Below are 20,544 nucleotides of genomic sequence, written 5' to 3' on the forward strand. Positions count from 1 at the left end.
AGGTCATTAAGAATGAAGAAGAAAACATGGATGACTCTGTTGCTTACGGTATGCATGGCTATTGCGGCAGGGTGCAGCAATGGTGGAGACAGTGCTGGTGGGAACGGAAATGCGGGAACAGACAGTGGCACTACGGCAGAAGCGGAAACGAAAACCGATAATCCTAAGATCGGGGTTGCCATCTATAAGTTTGATGATACGTTTATGACCGGAGTGCGGAATGCGATGACCGCAGCAGCTGAGGGTGTGGCAACCATTGATATTGTAGACAGTCAGAATGCACAGCCGACCCAGAATGAGAAGGTGGACCTGTTTGTATCCAAGAAATACAACGCTATGGCGGTGAATCCGGTAGACCGGACTGCGGCTGGTGTCATTATTGATAAGGCCAAAGCAGCCAACATTCCGGTCGTTTTTCTGAACCGTGAGCCTGTAGCCGAGGACATGAATAAGTGGGATAAAGTGTATTATGTCGGTGCCAAAGCGGAAGAATCCGGCACGATCTCAGGTCAACTGATTGTAGACTACTGGAAAGCCCATCCGGAAGCAGATAAAAACGGCGACGGCAAGCTGCAATATGTCATGCTGAAAGGAGAACCAGGTCATCAGGATGCCGAGCTGCGCACCAAATATTCCGTCCAAGCGATCCAAGATGCTGGCATTGAAGTCGAAGCGCTGGCTGAAGATACGGCGATGTGGGATCGAGTGAAGGGACAAGAGAAAATGCAAGCATTCCTTGCTTCTCATGGCGATAAGATCGAAGCAGTGCTGGCGAACAATGATGACATGGCACTCGGTGCAATTGAGGCATTGAAGGCGGCCGGTTACTTCAAGGATGGCAAAACGATGCCTGTCGTAGGTGTCGATGCTACAGCCCCAGCGATTCAGGCGTTGCAGGATGGTACCATGCTGGGCACCGTGCTGAATGATGCCAAGAATCAGGGAGCAGCAACGGTGGCACTGGCTGCGGTTCTGGCTAAAGGTGAGACACCTACCAAAGAAAACACCAAATTTGATATTACGGACGGGAAATATGTCTGGATCGCCTATAAAAAAATTACGAAAGACAACATTGCCGACGCCCAATAAAGAGCTGCAGAGAGGGACGTTTGTCATTAAGGCAACGTCCTTTTTTACTGGTCAGATGAAAGGGGAAGATACAAGATGCAGTCACCGCAGTCACCATATCTGCTGGAGATGAACGGAATTTCCAAGGCATTCCCCGGTGTGCAGGCACTCAGCGAAGTTACACTGAAGGTGAAGCCTGGAACTGTGCATGCGTTGATGGGCGAGAATGGGGCGGGGAAATCAACCTTGATGAAATGTTTGTTCGGGATGTACCGTCCGGATGCAGGTACAATTCGGATCGAGGGAAAGGACGTAGAGATTCCGAATTCCAAGGCCGCACTACAACATGGTATATCGATGATTCACCAGGAATTGAATCCGGTTCCGCATCGTCCGGTAATGGAGAACATATGGCTGGGACGATTCCCGATGAAAGGTCTGTTGGTGGACGAGAAACGGATGTACGCGGATACGCTGGCCCTGTTCCAGGATCTGAATCTGGATATTGATCCCAAAGCACAAGCCAGAACATTGTCCGTATCCAAAATTCAATCGATGGAGATTGCCAAGGCAGTATCCTTCCACTCCAAAGTCATTGTGATGGATGAACCCACCTCATCCTTGACAGGCAAAGAAGTAGAGCAACTGTTTACGATCATTAATGAGCTGCGAAACCGCGGTGTGTCCATCATCTACATCTCTCACAAGATGGAAGAAATTTTGACGATATCGGATGAAGTGACGATTATGCGAGATGGATTTGTGGTAGGCACCTGGGATGCAGCAGATCTGACGACAGATCTGATTATTACGCGTATGGTGGGCCGTGACTTGAGTGAGAGATTCCCCGAGCGGCTGAACGTGCCTGGCGAAGTGATTCTTCAGGCAGAAGGGCTGACGTCGAATCAGCCGAATTCGTTTCGCGATGTTTCATTTCATTTACGCAAAGGCGAAGTACTCGGCATTGGTGGTTTAGTTGGTGCCCAACGAACAGAGCTGATGGAGTCCTTATTCGGTTTACGCGGACTTGCTTCAGGTACGATCTCTATTCATGGGCGCAAAGTGAAGATTAACTCGCCATCTGCAGCCAAACGTCATAATATAGCGCTGCTGACCGAAGAACGACGTGTGACGGGTATATTCCCCGTGTTATCCGTCTATGAGAATACAATTATTGCAAGCCTGGGGCGTTACCGAAATCGTATGGGTCTGCTGGACGAGAAGAAGGGGCGCGAAGAGGCACGGGAGCAGGCTCAGAAGTTCAGAACCAAAACGCCTTCAGTTAACACCTTGATTCGCAACCTTTCTGGGGGGAATCAGCAGAAAGTGTTGCTGTCCCGCTGGCTCTTGACCGATCCGGAAATTCTGCTGTTAGACGAACCGACACGTGGAATTGACGTTGGGGCCAAGTTCGAAATCTATACGATCATCACTGAACTGGCCCGACAAGGCAAAAGCATCATCATGATTAGTTCGGAGATGCCTGAATTGCTTGGCATGTCAGATCGCATTATGGTCATGAGCGAAGGACGTCTCACGGGCATTGTGGACGGGGCCGAGGCTACAGAGCAGCATATTATGAGGCTGGCCGCGCAGCAGCGGATGGCTAGTCCTGGTCAGGAGGAACACCAATGAATACAACCCTTGTTCATCAAGTGAAGCAATATGTAACTCAGCGCGCGATTTTTATCGTATTGATCCTGCTTATTATCGGTATTGCAATTGCTGACCCGAACTTTCTCGCATTTTCCACCCTGCGGGATATTTTGCAACAGTCCTCTACAAGGGCCATTATCGCACTAGGTGCAGCTTTCATTCTGGTAACAGGAGGCGTCGATCTCTCTGCTGGACGCGTTGTGGGTCTGACAGCCGTTGTATCGGCATCAATGTTACAGATTGATACGTATGCGAATCGTTTTTTTCCTGATCTACCTCAGTTGTGGGTAGGACTGCCGATCATCATTGGCATCGTTGCAGGTTTACTCGTGGGCCTAGTGAATGGCATCATTGTCGCCAAGCTACATGTACCCCCTTTTATTGCTACACTGGGTACGATGGTTGCCGTTTATGGATTGAACTCGATCTATTTCGATACCGAACCAAACCAATCACAGCCCATCGGCGGGTTAAGACCCGATTTCACCACGATTGGCTCGGGTTATATTGATCTGGGCGGAGGGTATTCCATCCCCTACATCGTGCTAATTGCTATTGGAGTTGCCCTGATCTGTTGGGTTATTTTCAACAAAACCCGTCTGGGTAAAAATATGTATGCTATCGGCGGAAACATTCAGGCCGCCCATGTATCTGGCATTCACGTCGCACGCAATCTGATTGCGCTGTATGCGATTGCTGGAGCACTCTATGGACTCGGCGGTGTACTGGAAGCCGCTCGTACTGGCGGAGCAACGAACAATTATGGAAACATGTACGAACTGGATGCGATTGCTGCATGTGTCGTTGGCGGTGTATCTACGGCTGGCGGGATCGGAACGGTACCGGGTGTTATGGCGGGCGTACTGATCTTTGGCGTTATCAACTATGGTCTCACCTTTATCGGAGTAAGCCCGTATTGGCAGCTGATTATCAAAGGACTCATCATCGTAGCTGCTGTAGCATTTGATATCCGCAAGTATATGGCTAAAAAATAATAGTATATCTGGATTCCAGAGAACGAAGCCAGCCCTCATCATCCGAGAGCTGGCTTTATTTGATGTTGGAATGAAGATTTATGCACCACCTACAATGATTACAATGACATCATATGTCCTATGGTTTATGAAAATTATACATTCTTGCGAATTTGATAAGCTTCCAATAATCGACAACATCAGCTAATCATAATCGATATAATATTTATGGATATTTGTTCGTGTGATTTTGTCTAAGGGGGCGAGGCTATTTGCTAAGTTACACAATGAAAATGGTAATATTCCCAATCGGTTGTCTGCTTGTCATTGTATCCTCACAAATACTGGGACAAACATCACACCTCATATGGATGATCATTACAGGTGCTTTGCTAATCATCAGCATCTGGGGAGAACGCCGTTATCCATATTTACGACTGATACAGTGGCTTTTCCTTGGTTTATTTCATTATTTTAGTGAATTGAACTGGTGTAACATGCTCTATTATATGCTTATCTTTTCCATGATTCATAACAAACAGAAAATCACTCAGACCTTACCGATTTCAATGCTACTCGTGTTCCAATATACATTGATTCGACTGACCTATGTTTCGATAGATACATACAGTTTGCTGGTATCTCTCTTTGACATGCTTACCGCGATTGTCATTATTTTTCTCTATCATACCTTAATGAGCAGCGAGTCTGAAAAACGGAAACTACGGGAAAAAAATCAGTTTCTTACTCTTCATGATCCACTTACGGGGTTGTTAAATTACGAGGGATATATGGAAGTACTTCACAAGACGGTGGAGGCAGAACAATCTTTCCTTTTAGTTCTGTTGAATGTGAATAATTACAGCGGGTATGAGAAAGGATCGGATGATCCTTGGTGTTCTGTCATCACGGGGACCGGGAAAAGGATCATATCTCAATTTCCCGAGGCGCATGGTGTATCGCGTTATGCCGGTGACCGATTTGCAATTGTGCTACCGCAAATACCAGATATTGATGATCGGATCTCTTCCTTGCTGTCGAATCATCTGCAGGGATTGCAAGTCAGTTACAGTGTATCGTGTTACCCGGGACGATCACAGACCTTACAGCAATTCATGACCACTGCGGAAGATCAGTTGCTTCAGCAGCAACGCAGCCAGTGGATTAAAAATGAAGAGGAAGTATTTCGGTCCGAGAGGCTGCGTGCTGTAGGCGAACTGGCCGCAGGCATGGCGCATGAGATTCGTAATCCACTCACCGCAATTCGAGGTTTTTTGCAGTTGTCCCGTGGACAGGCTTTTAATATAGCACCTTGGTACGAAGTGATCATGAGTGAGGTGACAAGGGTCACTGAACTAACGGGGGAGTTTTTGCAATTTTCCAAACCGCAAGTCAATCATATGAGGCCCGAGAAACTGGCAAAGTGCCTGGATCGAGTCATGTCTTTGACCGAGTCGGATGCTGCTTCACGAGGACATTGGATTACACTTCATATGAGAGATGAGTCTGTTTGTGTGAATATGGACCGAGATAAAATTGTACAAGTCCTAATTAATCTGATTCGGAATGCATTTGAAGCGATGTCAGACCCCGGAGAGGTACATATCGATATGATGCAGGAAGGAAATAACGTATTCGTTTGCATATCAGATACAGGAAGCGGTATTCCTGAGAGTTCGTTATCAACGATTTTTAATCCGTTCTATACTACTAAGGAAGAGGGAACAGGACTTGGTCTTGCACTGTGTCAAAAAATTGTCCAGGACCATAACGGTAAAATAACTGTAGAAAGTGAAGTGGGCACCGGTTCCACCTTTACGATATGTCTGCCAGTGGTGCCAGACGAATCGTAAGTCGTTTACATGCTGGACCCGCTCAAAAGGGGGGATGGATATTGTATGATTTTTTAACCATATGGAATATAAAAGGGCTGCCCCGTTCTCATCGATCATTGATTAAGGTCAATCATCGATGGAATTACGGGCAGCCCTTGTTGCGTCGGTAGTGCTCATTGCCACTTACTTATATGGAAGTATCTTGTGACGTTCTTCTGGATGCTGGAGAGATCGAAAGTTTACGCCATAACCATTCCACTGGACCTAATGGGTATTTGCGCAGCCAGAAGTGGGAGAAAAGCATCAACAACAAACAGATACCAAGCCAAGAGAGCAGAATAAAAAGAGAAGAAGGGTGCCCACCCACGCCAAGTCCCCATCCATAGAATAGAACCGAAGCCATGATATTCTGTAAAATGTAACAGCTTAGCGCCATCTCGCCGATTTCACCAAAACGCTTGAACAACCGGGAGAATCGTCCTATTTCCAATCCATAGGCAATGATTCCGAGGTAACCCAGTGTTAGTACAGGTGCACTGATGTATCGCACCCAAATGTCCATAATCCCGCCAGGAATGAGCAGGAGCAGGTTCAGAGGAATGCCTGCCGCGAGACCGGCAATCATTAATTTTTTGCGTTTGAGGCGTCCAGACTCATCGTTAGAGAACAGACCTGTGCGCATGAGCAGTGCCCCCAGTAGAAAAAGAAAGATGTTAAGCGGAATGATTGCAATGGATTCGGCACGGAAAAAAACGAAGTTGTTCAACCGGAATATAACTTGCTCCCACCATGTACTGCTAGCGTATAGCTGTGTAATGGTATCCATACCGTTCAAAGTTGAACCCGATTCGAATGCGAGCAGGGCTGTAATTCCTGTAACGCCAATCACGTGTATACTCCCGGCAATTCCCATCATGATCAAGATAAAACGCCGGGAACGATGAATAATCATGGAAACAATCATGCCTGTAATGGCATAGCTCATGAGAACATCATATTCCATAACAAAGATGTAATGCAGTAGACCATCCAGCAGCAGGAGTGCGCATGACCAGATATATACACCAGGCCAGCGATAACCATCACGAACTGCTTTTTGATGTTTCAATTCCATGCCAGCTCCAAACAGCAAGGTGAGCATACCGAGGAATTTTCCGTTGACTAATAGAAGCATAACCGTCTGTAGCAAACGATCCCCTGAACTCCACCAAGGCTCCAGAGTATTGCCAAACACCAAATTAAGGTCACCAAGATAGGCGAAAATCCAAATGTTAGTCCCTAAGGTGCCGATAATGGCGAAACCCCGAAGAATGTCGAGCAAAACAATGCGTTTCATGAAACCCTCCTTTTTGATACAAGTGAATTAAAAACAATATAACACAGATGTATTAAAAAGAATAACATTAATTTTATGTCATTCCTTGTTTCGCTATTTGAAGGATATGGTATTATCTAGGTGGTGCAGTTTATTCTCAGAGGCCCCTGATCAACGAATCTATCTTTAGCAGAGGTTACAAAGGAGGCACTTCTATGATCAATAATCAATCATCGAATCTTACGAAAATGAAATGGAAGACGATAATAGCTACGATGCTCGCATTCCTCTTAGTGATGATGTCTGTAACTCCAGCTCTGGCAGCTTCTCCAGGCAAAACGGTGAATGCATCAGCTAAACTGGCTTATAATCTCAAAGGACTCAAGTTTAATCGAGCGGTTCAAAAGGCATATATTGCAGACAAATATGTATATGTGACCCAGCGAGAGGGTTCGACATGCCACCTGTCCAGACTGCTGATTAAAGGCAACAATGCAGAATATGTGGATCATATGACCGTTAAAAACAGCGGTCATTGCCAGACGCTAGATATGTATACGTACAATGGGGCTAACTATTTCTATTTCAGCTCCAAATCAGATCCTTCAACGAAGCAATATTGGTCTCTCCAAGTGGCCCGGCTGCAATACAAGGCTGGAAAAACAGTAGATTATACGGATCTGAATCGGTTCACGTATATGAACTATGCGAACAAAAAAGGCTCCAGACAGGGAACAACATATCGTGTTGATGGCGGTGGTAACAGTAAATACACCTTCTTCCGTATCCAAACAAGGGAAGGGAATACATCCAGCACCGATAAAGTCGTGTGGGCTGTTTATGATACAGCTGCGCTGAACAGACTGCTGGACAACAATAAACAGGTCCGGATGGATAGTCCTGCAGCGATCAAAGCCGCTGTATCCAGTTTCACGCAATCGGGTAGCGGCATTATTAGACCTAATGGATCTTTCCAAGGGGGAGACTTATTGGGTAAAACTGAGTTATTTACATCTGGAGGAGCGGAAGGGCAGACACCGCAGATTGCCAAAATATCTGCCTCTGGTAAATATCAGTCTCTTGTGAAAATAACTAATGTTGGAAAGCACGAAATCGAAGGTGTGCAAACGAAGAATGGAAATGTATATTTTACGATCGTAACGGACCCGGGAAATAAAAAGAATGGGCAGAAAATTTACTACGTTTCAGATCGCTTGTTTTAAAAAAAGTCTGTTGGTCTGTTGGCCTCTAAAAACTGCACTGTGATGTGAATCATACCAATAATCAGATATTGCTGTCGTTCTTGCTCTGAATATTAGAGAGCCGGACGGCAGCATTTTTTTATCCAATATAAAATGGAAGATTTGACCTGATCACAAATGTTATGTTACATTGTTATTAACTATTTGTTAATAACAAAATGTTAATAACAGAATGGAGGCAGCATCATGTCTCATGAAAACAAAGAATACGGTGCTTCACTGCACGTAGAACATCAAGCTGAGCAACCCGCTACGAATGAATATTCTTCAGATACAGAGAGGGAGAACATCCATAGCAGTGAAGAAGAATTTCTAAAAACATATGATGCAGGAGATTATGAGCGTCCTTCTGTCACCGTCGATATGCTGATATTCACAATCCGTAATGAAGAACAGGAAAATTACCGTAAGCTGGCCGAACCGGAGCTGGGACTGTTGCTGATTCGCCGGGGCGGTCATCCTTATCTGGGGCAATGGGCATTACCGGGAGGATTTGTATCCATGCAGGAATCGCTGGATGAAGCTGCAAGGCGAGAACTGCGGACGGAGACAGGACTGGATAACATTTATCTTGAACAGCTCTACACGTGGGGAGATGTAGGACGTGACCCGCGCACACGGGTAATCAGCTGCTCTTATATGGCACTCGTGGACAGCAGTGAGCTGGAGCTTCAAGCAGGCGATGATGCGAGTGAGGCTAGCTGGTTTCGGGTGGAACAGAAACTGATTGAAGAGAAACGTCATATCCACGAACATGGGCGAATCACGGAGCGAAGATTACAGATCCTGCTGAGGAACGAAACCGAACAGTTGTCGGCTATCGTGGAGACCAAAGAGCAGGTGGAAGGGCGAGTGCGGAGCAGCAAGTTAAGTCTAGTGGACGTTCAAGGGATCGCATTTGACCATGCTCAAATTATTCATTACGCACTGGAGCGGCTGCGATCCAAGATTGAATATACGGATATTGCGTTTAATCTCATGCCTGAGAAGTTCACGTTAACCGCCTTACAGAAGGTGTACGAGATTATTAGCGGCAAAAAATTTCTGGCAGCTGCTTTTCGTCGCAAAATGGCAGACTGGGTCATTGAGACCGGTGAATATGCAAGCAGTGCGGGCCATCGGCCTTCCCGATTGTACCGCTTGAATCCGGAGAGGGAGAGTATGTAGTTTGAATAAGTAACAAGTAAGGGGTGATCTGAATGGAAAAGTTTACGTTTTTCTGGCGCACAGCTTCACCGTTTTCTCAGTGGCATCCTGCTGATTTTACGGTGAACGGAATTCAATATACGAGTGCTGAGCAGTACATGATGCATCAGAAAGCGCTGCTCTTTGGCGATCAGAAGATTGCGGACAAAATCATGAATACGAATTCGGCTTCAGTGCAAAAAAGGCTGGGCAGAACCGTCGCAGATTTTGATCAAACGAAATGGGAAACCGAGTGCAAACAGATTGTGTATGAGGGAAATCGGGCCAAATTTACGCAAAACGAGGATCTGATGGCTGCTCTTCTTGCCACTCGGGGCACAACCCTCGTGGAAGCAAGCCCGGATGATCGAATCTGGGGTGTGGGGCTAGCGGAGGAAGATCCGCGCATTCGCAGCCGAAAAACATGGCGAGGAACGAACTGGCTTGGCGAAATTCTTACTCGTCTGAGAGAAGAGATAGGAAGTGATACTAATGAGTCATTTGGAAAAACAAAACAAACTTAACAGCTTGAATAGGAAGAACAATGGGTTCTCTAAGTCCAATGCATCAACAGATCAAGCGGGCGTTAACTCGCGTTCTGGACGTTCGCGTATTGCGCATCAGACGCTCGAGATTTTGGAAGAGGGCGTGTATGTGAATGGATACGACCGTGCCGTTCATATCAAGGAAAATCTGGAGCGGGCAATTCAGAACTCTGTTCTATATCGACCTTCAGAGCTCGCAGGACTAGGGGATAGACTGCGTCATGGAGAGAAGGTCAGCTCGGCGAGGGATCGGCATGCCAGCTCGTCCACTGCTTCTGATGAGAAAACAATGCGGATGGAGGTCACCAGCGAAACGACGCTTGCGGCTGCCGCTCGTCTGACGACAGAGGAAGGAAGAACGGATGTCGTTTGTCTGAACTTTGCATCAGCGAAAAATCCGGGCGGTGGTTTCCTTGGTGGAAGCCAGGCACAGGAAGAAAGCTTGGCACGGGCAACCGGTCTGTACCCATGTATTGTGCAGATGCAAGAGATGTATGAGTACAATCGCAAACAGCGTTCTTGCCTATATTCAGACTATATGATCTATTCACCTGATGTACCCGTCATCCGGGACGACCATGACCGATTGCTTGATCAGTGCTACACAACCTCTTTTATCACTGCATCAGCGGTAAATGCAGGTGTAGTCAAAGAGCGTAACGAAGCGACAGATGAAGAGATCAAGTCCGTCATGAAGCAGCGTATTCGATATGTATTGGAGGTTGCGGCTGCTCATGGTCACCGAACGGTTGTGCTAGGGGCTTTTGGCTGTGGTGTATTCCGGAATGATCCAGCACAGGTGGCATCGTATTTTGCTGATGTATTGGTTGGAGAAGGGTACAGGGACTATTTTGACTGCATCGTCTTTGCCATATATGACCGCAGTGCAGGTCAGCGAACGTTGGAGGTATTCAAGCGAAAGCTCACAGAAGTTTAAATCTGGCATCACATTGAATGGTAGCGAGGGAAAGGAAGAGGTAATATGCAGTTTCACGAACGACAACAGGATTTGTTTGAACTGGAGGATCACTATGTATTGGCACACTGCATATCGGCTGATGCCAGAATGGGCAAAGGGATTGCTGTTCAGTTTAGAGAGCGATTTGATCTACAGGTCCTTCAGGAACAAGCTCAGCAAGAGCCTCTTGAGATTGGGAAGTGTTATCCGGTTGGTCGCACGCTTAACCTTGTAACCAAAGCTAAATTTTCAAATAAACCGACGTATTCGTCTCTCACTAAGGCGGTAGAATCCATGCGTGACGTCTGTAAAGAGAAAGAGATCACCCACCTGGCAATGCCTCGAATCGGTTGTGGGTTAGACAGATTGAAGTGGGAGAAGGTTCGTCTCATTATTCAGAACACGTTTGCAGATATGGACATAGAGATTGTTGTATGCACAGTATGACGGATATATTCAAAATAAAAAAACCTCATCTTGGTACCGGAGACCGCGAGGTATAGGGTTCAATCATACTTTTGATTATTGATCCCTATATCCAGTAAGCTGGAGCATGGTTTATATGCTCGTGCTCTTATAAATGCAGTTCCGATGCCGAAACGAGGTTTTTTGTTGTTTTGGTTGTTTTGTGGCTTTACTGGCTTTTAATTGAGCGCCAAGCTGGATTTATTTTTTGGAGAACATTTCTTTGGCTTCATCCATAGCCATCTTGTTACCGATGGAAGAGTAATCAAGCCAAGGTTGAGCTCCGATCGGGTATACTTGTTCGGCCTTCACGGCTTTCAGTCCTTGCCAGATGGGGTTACTCTGCAACTCCTTGAACATCGTCTGAGCTTCATCATCCGAATTGACCACGACAAAGATTGCATCGGCATCATAGTCTGGCAGTACTTCACGGGATACAACTTGATACGGTTTAGAGGTATCCATCTCTTGAATGCCTTTGGCTGGAGTCAGACCCAGATCATCGTACAAAATGGGGCCCATGGGACGGCGTGTGCTGAATACACGTAATTCCTTGGCTGTCACACGAATCGCCATCACGGTGCCGTCACCGATCTGATCATGAATCAGCGCTTGAACTTCCTTCGTTTCTGCTTCATAGTCCTGAATGTATTGCTCCGCTTCCTGCTCGCGGTTAACCAGCTTACCAATCTCTTTCAGGTGATCCCGCCAAGTGCCATCATCCAGATTAAACACATGTACAGGTGCGATTTTCTCAAATTTGGCAACATCGTCTCCGGAGAATTCTTCATCCAGATAGATGACATCCGGTTTAAGCGCAAGCAGTGCTTCCATATCCGGGTCTTTGACGGGGCCAAGCGGTGTGGTGTCTTTCAGGCGGTCTGCCACATGAGATAAGAACGCTTTTGCTTCACCGCCAATAACCGAGCCAACAGGTGTGATCCCGAGAGAAAGCAAATCATTGGTTAGATGAATGGACATAGACGCAATACGCGGTTCATCTGAAGTAGAATTACTATTCGAATTGTCTGCTGATGTGCTTGTATTTGAATTGTTGTTCGAATCACCTGAGCCCGATGTGGATGTTTGAGCTGTTCCGCAGGCTGCAAGTATAAGAACTAAACTGATGGTTAGCAAAAGCATAAGATTTTTCTTCAACATATCTGTATTCTCCTTGTACATCTCTTTGGATGTCATTCATATTTTCGATGTCATTAGGTATTGCCCAATGAAGCTAGTGAATCATCATTTCGTTCGGACCAGCAGGTATAAAAAATAAGGGGCGCCAATCGCGGCCACAACAACACCTGCTGGAATGGCGTTTGGTGCAAAGATCGTTCGGCCTACCGTATCGGCTATCACCAGAATCACCATGCCGATCAGTCCGGCAGCTGGGATCAAGTGCCGGTGCATCGGCCCGACCAGTCTGCGGGCTAGATGCGGTGCGGCGAGTCCGATGAAGCCGATGCCTCCAGCCACAGATACGCTGACCGCTGACAGCGCGACCGAACAGAGAAGCAGCAGGATACGCCGGGATCGGACAGGTGTACCGATGCTGGTGGCAGCGGCATCACCCAGATGGAAGGCATCCAGCGTTTTGGAACGGCTCCAGATATATGCGATACAGAGCACGACCCAGGGCAGCAAAGCCTGAACATGAATCCAGTCACGTCCCCACACACTGCCCGCGAGCCAGCGTGCAGCGAAGGAGTACGTATCTTCGTCCAAACGGAGTGATAGATAAAGCGTGAGCGCATGGAACCCGGCGGCAATCGCAATGCCGACCAGAATAAGTTTAATGGGTGATACACCGCTGTTTCTGTCATAGGACAGTAGCATGATAATTAGTGCAGCAGCTACACTACCCGCAAAAGCGAACAGTGGAATGAGCAGTGCCACTGAGGAATCCATGCTCAATGACAAGCTGACAAACACGATTAGGCCAAAAGCTGCACCGGCATGCAAGCCCAGAATTCCTGGATCAGCGAGGGCATTGCGTGTAATGCCTTGCAGCGCAGCGCCTGCGATTCCTAATCCAGCCCCGGCAAGAACCGTGACGAGTATACGGGGCAGGCGATAGTCGAACAGAATGATCTGGTCCTGCTCACTTCCTTGTCCCAGTAAGGTCTGCACGACGGCCAGAGGGGATACTCGAACCGTCCCCGTGTTCAAGCTGATCATAATCACCAGCAATGCTACACAGAGCAGTACAATGCTGACGGTAAGTGCCCTCTGTGCACGGGAAGCTGGATTGCTTGGAGAAGGTAATTTCAGGATCGATTTGAACCCCCGTTTCATCACCTACAGAGCCCTCCTTTCCTTACGGGCTAGATAGAGGAAGAATGGTACACCGACAAAAGCAACCATGATACCTACCGCAAGTTCCTGAGGTGGATTCACAATCCGTGCACCCAGATCGGCGAGGATTAGCAGAATCGCGCCAAGCAAGGAAGACATGGGAATGATCAGTCGATAGTCCACACCTACCAGTTTACGGGAGATGTGTGGGATAACGAGCCCGACAAATCCGATTGAACCTACGGCGGAGACTGATATACCAGCGAGTACAACCACAGCGGCGAGGGCGAGGAAACGAGTCCAGCGAAGGTTCATCCCGAGATTGATAGCCACTTCTTCCCCTAGAGACATGAGTGAGACACGCCGGGCGAGCGGCATGGTTAACAGCAGTGTGAGCAACAACAATGGCAGAATCATTCTCAGGTGGCGCCATTCGATACCTCCAAAACCACCTGCATACCAGAAGGCCAGATCTTGGCTAAGATCAAAATAAATGGCGACCCCGGTGCTCAGGGAACCAAGCATGGCGGCAATGACAGCACTCGCAACGGTCAACCTGATCGAACTCAATCCTCCAGGCGCAGCCATACCTAGCAAGAAGATAAGCAATGTGCCGAGCACAGCTCCGATGAAGGACAAAAGCATAATCCAGCCGTAGGATAATCCCGGCCAGAAGGCGAAGCTTAATGCTACGACAAACGTTGCCCCAGCGTTAATGCCCAGAACTCCGGTATCTGCCAGCGGATTCCGGGTAATGCCCTGCATCAACGCACCGGCTACGGCAAAAGCAGCTCCAACGACAGCAGCCGCCAGTACGCGTGGCAGTCTTAATTCATGAATAATCTGATGAGATGTCAGGGAAGGGTTATATTGAAACACGGCAGTCCAGACCGTTTCCAGTGTTAATCCTTTGGCACCTAATGAGATAGCAACAAATATGCAGATCAGCAGGATGGCAATAGCGCATAGAAACATTAGGCCAACCGTTACCGCAGACCTGTGAGTATTGGACGGGCGATGAGGCAATCCCGAATGTTGGATACGGGTCACTCCTTTATAGTCAATAACATGTTTTATTGTTATTGATTATCATTATCAATTAGAGATTATTATAAAATCTTAATCTAAGCCCGTACATGGCATAAATTAAGATTTGGGACATGGACATTTTTTAGATTACAAAAGTGCAGGTTGGTTCGTCAACAGCGAGAGTGCTTCATCAAGCTGGATGTTGATGGAATACGGGGCGTAGACGACCCAACTATTCCAATCGACAAGATGCAAGCGCCCATGACGAACAGCAGGGTGGCTGTTCCATTGTGGATCGTTCATTAATTTTTGGAGCAATGCCGTTCGATTATGCATGTTGTCGATCGCAAGCACCAAGACATCCGCTTCCAGGCCGTCCCACTCTCCGGGTGTAAAAGGCATCCAATTGAAGCCAACGCCAGGAGTTTTCCCTTGCAATTCGGCCTGAATGCGCTGAGGAGCAGCGAGTTGTAACGTGCGATAAAATACATGACCGAAGTTACGATGACTGTACATTCTTGTGCCTTTGGCAGTCAATGTACCGACAGCTACAGTAAGGCCCCCGGCTGCTTCTTTAATTTTCTTGCGCGCTCGCTCAGCCTTACGCTCATGGCGTTCCAACCATTCATTGGCTGCTTTTGTACGATCAACAATGGAAGCAATGCGCTTCAGATGGCCGAACACGTCAGTCTGGTTCCACGGAATGGTAATGATGGGGGCAATATCCCCAATATGTTCCATCGCTTTAACTGCGGCATTATCTTTCGTCAGAATCAGCTCGGGACTCACATCCAGAAAAGCCTGCCGCCCTTGTTCCCAAGGCTCGTACGCATGAAAAGGCAGCTTAAGCGACTGGGGGAGATGGGGCAGTTGGCCCTGTATCTGGGCTGCACATGGTGTGATACCAAGGGTCATCAGATGATCGGTATACGGATACGAAAGGGATACGATGTTACGATGAACCTGCTTGGGATAGGCGGTTGGCGCATATCCCGCATGATTGCGGAAGCGTCTGCTAAAATAGAACTCGTCTCGATACCCAACCTCACGGGCGATATCACGAATGCGCAGATCGGAGGTCAGCAACATTTCTTTAGCCCGGTTCATGCGAAGATGGGTAATATATTCAGTCGGATTTTTCTGCATCCGACTCTTAAACAGCTGTGAGTAATAGGACGGATGCATGCCTGCCAGTTCGGCAAGTGTGTCCAGCTTGATCTCGTGCATATAATGCTGCTGTATATATTGAAGTGTTGATTTCAGCCAGAACTCGGGATCATTCTGTGCTTTTTCTTCGGCAGGCCATGGATTGTCTTCAGGCCATAACATATGTAGCAGGTCGGTTAACAGCAACTGTGCTTTGATTGCACGAGAAGCTGCTTCGTACCCCTGATCAGCCAGCTCAGTCAGCTGGGAGGCGATGCGCTGAATGCCATAAAAAGGTCCCTGAATCCATCCGGTAACAGGTGACCCCAGCTCACGCTCATAGATGCGCCGTAATGCAGTTTTCTCCGTTACTCGAAACAGATCAAATTCCAGGATGTACAGCTCCGTATCTTGATCGGCATCGGACACAAGCTCAAGCTGCGTGCCGGGTGGGTACAGGCAGGCTGCTTTACGCGCGATGCGTGCTTGCTCCCCATCCACCATCTGTGTGCCAGAGAAGCGGTGCATGTAGATGAAGGTATGATGTAAGAGTTCATCGGACTTCCACTGGAATGGACGGTCTGTATTTATAATGTTTATATACTCTGCCTGTCGTAGTTCAATCAAAGTATCGGTTAGAAACTGGTGAAGTTCATCCCGAACCATTAAACGTTCAGAGACAGGCCCTTCATTGGGATTAGAGGCCGGCTGAGCATGTTCGCTCATAAGACTAGGGTTACTTTTTTCTGAAATCGTCTCGATGGGTTGTGATTTATTAAAATCGCCATAAGGGCGCTCAGGTAACTTGTCATCTGAAGGTATGCGGCTAAGGCCTATGTTGCGCTTGGTGATCATGGCGTACCTTCCTTTCATTGGGTCATATCGTTTCTCTAATTCATGTCTTTGTCTCCAAATCATCTTAGCAAATCTAATACGGAAATGAAATCGAATGCACGGTTTCATCCTTTTCTGACGAGAATGCATCTTTTTGGTAAAATAAGAGAGCTAGTATATTGAACTGAACTTGAATCATGGATTAGTCATCATAGCCAAATGCTGAAATAGGGAGGATGTACTTATGGCACAGGTTGTTGGAAGAGACATGGTACGATGGGGCATTATGGGCACAGGATGGATCGCATCGCAGTTTGCGAAAGACTTGGGACATGCTGGGAATGCAGTGAAGGAAGCCGTAGGTTCACGAAGCGCTGAGAGTGCGCAGAAGTTCGCTGCCGATTATGATTTTGAACGCGCTTACGCTTCTTATGATGAATTGTTGCGTGATCCTGAGATTGATATTATCTACGTCGCAACGCCACACACGGTGCATAAGGAAAATGTAATGGCCTGCCTTGAAGCAGGCAAAGCGGTACTCTGCGAAAAACCGTTTACGATGAATACACGTCAATTGGAGCAATTGGTGGAAACGGCACGAGAGCGGAAGCTTTTTATGATGGAAGGGATGTGGACACGTTTCCTGCCACCAATCATTCAGGCACGGGCGTGGATCGAGGAAGGGCGCATTGGTGAAGTGCGGATGGTTCAGGCTGATTTTGGATTTCGAACGGGCTGGGAGCCGGAAGGGCGGCTGCTTAATCCGGATCTGGGCGGTGGTGCATTACTGGATGCCGGGGTGTACCCGATCTCCTTCGCCTCGATGATCTTTGGCGAACAGCCACAGCATGTATGGAGCACCGCTCATATTGGGGAAACGGGTGTGGACGAGCAATTCTCCGTACTGTTGTCCTACTCTGAGGGACGCTCTGCTTCGCTGAATGGTGCAATTCGTTTGAACTTGAACAATGAGGCTGTAATTTACGGTACGGAAGGTCGAATACGACTGCCTTTTTTCCTTGCAGGCAAAGAAGCATACTTACATGTGAACGGACAAGACGAACCGGAGAAAGTTGTGGATGATCGGGAATGTATCGGGTATGCGTTTGAAGCAGAAGAGGCTGGACGTTGCATCCTGCAAGGGCGCACGGAGAGCAGCACCATGAAGCTGGACGAATCCTTGGAGATTATGAAGCTAATGGACACCGTTCGCCGTCAATGGGGCCTACGCTACCGATCCGAGTAAGAGGGAATGACGTGAGAGGAACCGTATTGTTTATGTATGAAAAAAGGAAACATATTCATTCATCTGGGACATCTGGGATGTTCATTTGTAATTTTGAATTTTAGCTGAAGTCAGATGCCTAGAAGATAATCGAACTCTTGTAAAGCCAAGTGTAAATGAATAAATGGAATGAAACGAGTAAATCAAGTAAAAACAACCGGTTGATTGTCACGAAAAAGAAGCAGCTTCATGTCGTCACATAAGGTGGCGGGAGGAGCTGCCTTTTTCATATTCCATAAAGCCAATAAACCTCGATAAACCTCAATAAAGCATAAACTTACAAACCCTGCAAACCTGCAAGCCGTAAACCGTAAACCGTAAACCGTAAACCGTAAACCGTAAACCGTAAACCCGTAAACCAAACAAGACGTTAACCCAATCATATCTGGGGCAGTTACGTTAAAGTTAGATCTTCAACAGGTTCAAGTCGAACTCGGGAACTAATTTTTCACTCATCGCGCGACCAAGCAGTGCAGTAATGGCTGCATAGCCATCTTCACCCAGATTTGCACTGAACTCGTTAACGTATAGATCGATATGTTGAGCAGCTACTTGAGGGTCCATTTCCTGTGCGTGCTGCATTACATATGTTTGCGATTCTTCCGGATGAGCCCATGCATATTCAACGGAGGCGCGTGCCCAGCCGGCCAGAGCGTGAGCGTCCAGATCACGGCGTGCAATGATAGCGCCGAGCGGGATAGGGAGACCTGTGTCACTTTCCCACCAGTTGCCGAGGTCCGTCATCAGTTGCAAGTTATAGTTCTGGTACGTAAAACGTGCTTCATGAATGACCAGCCCAGCATCGATCTGACCATCGCGAACAGCAGGCATAATTTTGTCGAAGGGCATAACTACAATTTCACCGACACCGCCAGGCACATTTTGTGCGGCCCATAGACGGAATAATAGATAGGCTGTAGAGCGTTCGCTAGGTACGGCAACCCGCCGTCCAGACAGGTATGCTGGGTCAGTAGTGCCATTAGCTGTCAAGACTAACGGACCGCAGCCTCTGCCCAAGGCACCTCCAGCAGGTAATAAAGCGTAATTTTCCAGCACATAAGGTAGCGCTGCATAAGAGATTTTCATCACTTCCGGGATGTCGGGTCCAAGTGGGCCCGCAGCGAGACCGTTGGTGATATCGATATCCGCATAGCGGACCTCCAGCTTAGGCGCACCAGGAATTAGTCCATGCACCCAAGCGTGGAAGATAAATGTATCGTTAGGACAAGGGGAAAAAGCAATATTCATGATGTGATAACCTCCCGTAAAATAGAACTTGCAGCCTGGAGCGCATCCAGGGCATCCTTGATGCGCCAAGCGTCGCGGTCGCGTGGACCGACCGCGTTAGATATGCCGCGCAGTTCGAGCACAGGCAAGCCGAACTGCTGCGCAGCTGTTGCCACGCCGAAGCCCTCCATGCCTTCGGCGGCGGCATCCGGCACGCGGCGTAGTAGCTCCGCGGCCGTCTGTGCTGTTCCGGTCGCCGTGGACACGGTGACCGCAGTGCCCCCGCTGACAGCGAGCCCTGCTCGCTGCAGCTCATGGCGAAGGCGCGCGGCTAGCACCGCGTCCGCAGCCACACGGGACGAGCCGAATCCGAGCTCGTCCACAGACAGGAAGCCGTCTGGCGTCTGCGAGCCCAGATCGGCTGCAACCATAGCGTCGGCTACCACGAGGGAGCCGACGTCTGCCCGGCCGGGGAACCCTCCGCCGATGCCGGCACTGATCACCAGCCTGTAGGCTGATGATCCATTGCCGGTCCCGCGAGCGGGCCCCGGCCCTGATGATGCGGCAGATCCCTGTGCCGCATCAAGTTCCTCTGGCGCAGCTGTGCCTTGCGCCAGATCACGTGCACTTGCCGCTACAATAGCAAAAGCAATGGCAGCGGCAGTTCCGGCAGCGGCCGAGGCAGGGCCAACGCCCGCAGCAATAACATCAAAGCATTCTGCGGCTTGGTCACCCAAGCCCCGTATAATGGCATCTTTTTCCGCGTCCACTGCGGTTACGATCAGGACACGTGAGGTGCCACGGAATTCAAGTGGAGATATGTTTTGGGCTGACACTGTGTCATTCCTTGTAGTCATTAGCCATGTACCTCCACGTTAATATTCGGAAGAATGTTACTGCCAACCGATGAGTTCATGGGGTTGATATGATTCATATGGTATATATCATTGCTGTGCTGAGCGAGATGCTTGAATTCAGTCATTTTCCCAATGCTCCTTATTTATATAGATCATCTTAAACAGTATGACCATAGTTGAAATAGTAAAAAAAGTAGTCCAAGTGCTGGCATGAATTAATGTCCATTGTATGAAAACAAAAGCGTCATTTTTGTCTTTCAAAGAGTGGACACGGTTCTCAGAAAGAGCATGTCCCTCCGCTAATCATTGTAACACTATATATAGACAAAAACCCCTTGAGTTATAATTTTAATCAATATGTAGAATGGGGGGTGAAGTGTGTTAGTTTCCAAGACGTGTCCACCTTTTGATAAACAAATATCCAAAATGTACGCGAAAGGTGGACATGGAAGTAGATTATGTACAATGGCAACATGTCAGTTACTCACCGTAGCTGATATCTCAACATACCTCACTGTACCCCACCATAGCTCACTGTACCTCACCATACTCACCTGAGCTCAACATACCTCAGCATATGTCCCACTTTTATGTTCCATATCATA

General features: G+C 47.9%; 18 protein-coding genes. 10 read left to right on the forward strand and 8 right to left on the reverse strand.

Translation table 11 applies throughout. The annotated features are described in order from the left end of the window. Positions 1 to 12: 12 nt before the first annotated feature. From PQG66_RS16230 to PQG66_RS16245, 4 genes are all read left to right on the forward strand, one after another. Positions 13 to 1,089 carry a galactose ABC transporter substrate-binding protein gene (locus PQG66_RS16230; protein WP_272038796.1) on the forward strand — a complete coding sequence of 359 codons (1,077 nt, stop codon included), beginning with the start codon at positions 13 to 15 and terminating at the stop codon, positions 1,087 to 1,089. Between the two features lie 75 nt (positions 1,090 to 1,164). Next, positions 1,165 to 2,703, forward strand: coding sequence for a sugar ABC transporter ATP-binding protein (locus PQG66_RS16235; protein WP_272038797.1), 1,539 nt, complete (start codon positions 1,165 to 1,167; stop codon positions 2,701 to 2,703). Then, positions 2,700 to 3,719 (forward strand): galactose/methyl galactoside ABC transporter permease MglC, encoded by a 1,020-nt coding sequence (gene mglC / locus PQG66_RS16240; protein WP_272038798.1) that lies wholly within the window; start codon positions 2,700 to 2,702, stop codon positions 3,717 to 3,719. The genes PQG66_RS16235 and mglC overlap by 4 nt, the downstream gene beginning before the upstream one ends. A gap of 266 nt (positions 3,720 to 3,985) precedes the next feature. Further along, complete coding sequence (locus PQG66_RS16245) at positions 3,986 to 5,551, forward strand: ATP-binding protein (protein WP_272038799.1); 1,566 nt, start codon at positions 3,986 to 3,988, stop codon at positions 5,549 to 5,551. Between the two features lie 169 nt (positions 5,552 to 5,720). Here the strand turns inward: PQG66_RS16245 and PQG66_RS16250 are convergent, their stop codons facing one another. Beyond that, entirely contained in the window at positions 5,721 to 6,869 is a 1,149-nt protein-coding gene (locus PQG66_RS16250; protein ID WP_272038800.1) for a DUF418 domain-containing protein, read from the reverse strand. 227 nt (positions 6,870 to 7,096) lie between these two features. On the opposite strand from PQG66_RS16250, the gene PQG66_RS16255 reads away from it, so the two are divergent. The 5 genes from PQG66_RS16255 (at position 7,097) to PQG66_RS16275 (ending at position 11,245) form a co-directional block, all read left to right on the forward strand. Beyond that, on the forward strand, positions 7,097 to 8,071 hold the full coding sequence (locus PQG66_RS16255) for a phage baseplate protein (RefSeq protein ID WP_442955119.1): 975 nt from the start codon (positions 7,097 to 7,099) through the stop codon (positions 8,069 to 8,071). A gap of 225 nt (positions 8,072 to 8,296) precedes the next feature. Then, positions 8,297 to 9,277, forward strand: coding sequence for an NUDIX hydrolase (locus PQG66_RS16260; protein ID WP_272038802.1), 981 nt, complete (start codon positions 8,297 to 8,299; stop codon positions 9,275 to 9,277). A gap of 32 nt (positions 9,278 to 9,309) precedes the next feature. Beyond that, positions 9,310 to 9,819, forward strand: coding sequence for an NADAR family protein (locus PQG66_RS16265; RefSeq protein WP_272038803.1), 510 nt, complete (start codon positions 9,310 to 9,312; stop codon positions 9,817 to 9,819). Further along, complete coding sequence (locus PQG66_RS16270) at positions 9,788 to 10,777, forward strand: TIGR02452 family protein (RefSeq protein WP_272038804.1); 990 nt, start codon at positions 9,788 to 9,790, stop codon at positions 10,775 to 10,777. The genes PQG66_RS16265 and PQG66_RS16270 overlap by 32 nt, the downstream gene beginning before the upstream one ends. A gap of 45 nt (positions 10,778 to 10,822) precedes the next feature. Further along, the gene (locus tag PQG66_RS16275; protein ID WP_272038805.1) at positions 10,823 to 11,245 is read left to right on the forward strand and encodes a macro domain-containing protein; all 423 of its coding nucleotides are present in this window, start codon (positions 10,823 to 10,825) and stop codon (positions 11,243 to 11,245) included. Between the two features lie 219 nt (positions 11,246 to 11,464). On the opposite strand, the gene PQG66_RS16280 is transcribed toward PQG66_RS16275, so the two are convergent. From PQG66_RS16280 to PQG66_RS16295, 4 genes are all read right to left on the reverse strand, one after another. Continuing rightward, a complete protein-coding gene (locus tag PQG66_RS16280; RefSeq protein ID WP_272039167.1) occupies positions 11,465 to 12,421 on the reverse strand; it encodes an iron-hydroxamate ABC transporter substrate-binding protein in 957 nt (318 codons plus the stop codon). An 87-nt stretch (positions 12,422 to 12,508) separates the two neighbouring features. Continuing rightward, on the reverse strand, positions 12,509 to 13,561 hold the full coding sequence (locus PQG66_RS16285) for a FecCD family ABC transporter permease (protein ID WP_272039169.1): 1,053 nt from the start codon (positions 13,559 to 13,561) through the stop codon (positions 12,509 to 12,511). A 3-nt stretch (positions 13,562 to 13,564) separates the two neighbouring features. Continuing rightward, positions 13,565 to 14,536, reverse strand: a complete 972-nt coding sequence (locus tag PQG66_RS16290; protein ID WP_272039170.1) for a FecCD family ABC transporter permease — start codon at positions 14,534 to 14,536, stop codon at positions 13,565 to 13,567. A gap of 201 nt (positions 14,537 to 14,737) precedes the next feature. Continuing rightward, the gene (locus tag PQG66_RS16295; RefSeq protein ID WP_272038806.1) at positions 14,738 to 16,591 is read right to left on the reverse strand and encodes an AraC family transcriptional regulator; all 1,854 of its coding nucleotides are present in this window, start codon (positions 16,589 to 16,591) and stop codon (positions 14,738 to 14,740) included. Between the two features lie 223 nt (positions 16,592 to 16,814). Here PQG66_RS16295 and PQG66_RS16300 point away from each other — a divergent pair, with 223 nt between their 5' ends. Continuing rightward, on the forward strand, positions 16,815 to 17,816 hold the full coding sequence (locus PQG66_RS16300) for a Gfo/Idh/MocA family protein (protein WP_272038807.1): 1,002 nt from the start codon (positions 16,815 to 16,817) through the stop codon (positions 17,814 to 17,816). Positions 17,817 to 18,260: 444 nt separating this feature from the next. Here the strand turns inward: PQG66_RS16300 and PQG66_RS16305 are convergent, their stop codons facing one another. From PQG66_RS16305 to PQG66_RS16315, 3 genes are read right to left on the reverse strand one after another with little or no spacing between them, the layout of a single operon-like run. Continuing rightward, the gene (locus tag PQG66_RS16305; RefSeq protein WP_272038808.1) at positions 18,261 to 19,103 is read right to left on the reverse strand and encodes a 1,4-dihydroxy-6-naphthoate synthase; all 843 of its coding nucleotides are present in this window, start codon (positions 19,101 to 19,103) and stop codon (positions 18,261 to 18,263) included. Further along, positions 19,100 to 19,939, reverse strand: a complete 840-nt coding sequence (locus tag PQG66_RS16310; RefSeq protein ID WP_272038809.1) for a futalosine hydrolase — start codon at positions 19,937 to 19,939, stop codon at positions 19,100 to 19,102. Before PQG66_RS16310 ends, PQG66_RS16305 begins: the two co-directional genes overlap by 4 nt. Beyond that, on the reverse strand, positions 19,939 to 20,064 hold the full coding sequence (locus tag PQG66_RS16315) for a hypothetical protein (protein ID WP_272038810.1): 126 nt from the start codon (positions 20,062 to 20,064) through the stop codon (positions 19,939 to 19,941). The genes PQG66_RS16310 and PQG66_RS16315 overlap by 1 nt, the downstream gene beginning before the upstream one ends. Positions 20,065 to 20,544: the final 480 nt, after the last annotated feature.

The organism is Paenibacillus sp. JJ-100 (assembly GCF_948329825.1).
Lineage (GTDB): Bacteria > Bacillota > Bacilli > Paenibacillales > Paenibacillaceae > Paenibacillus.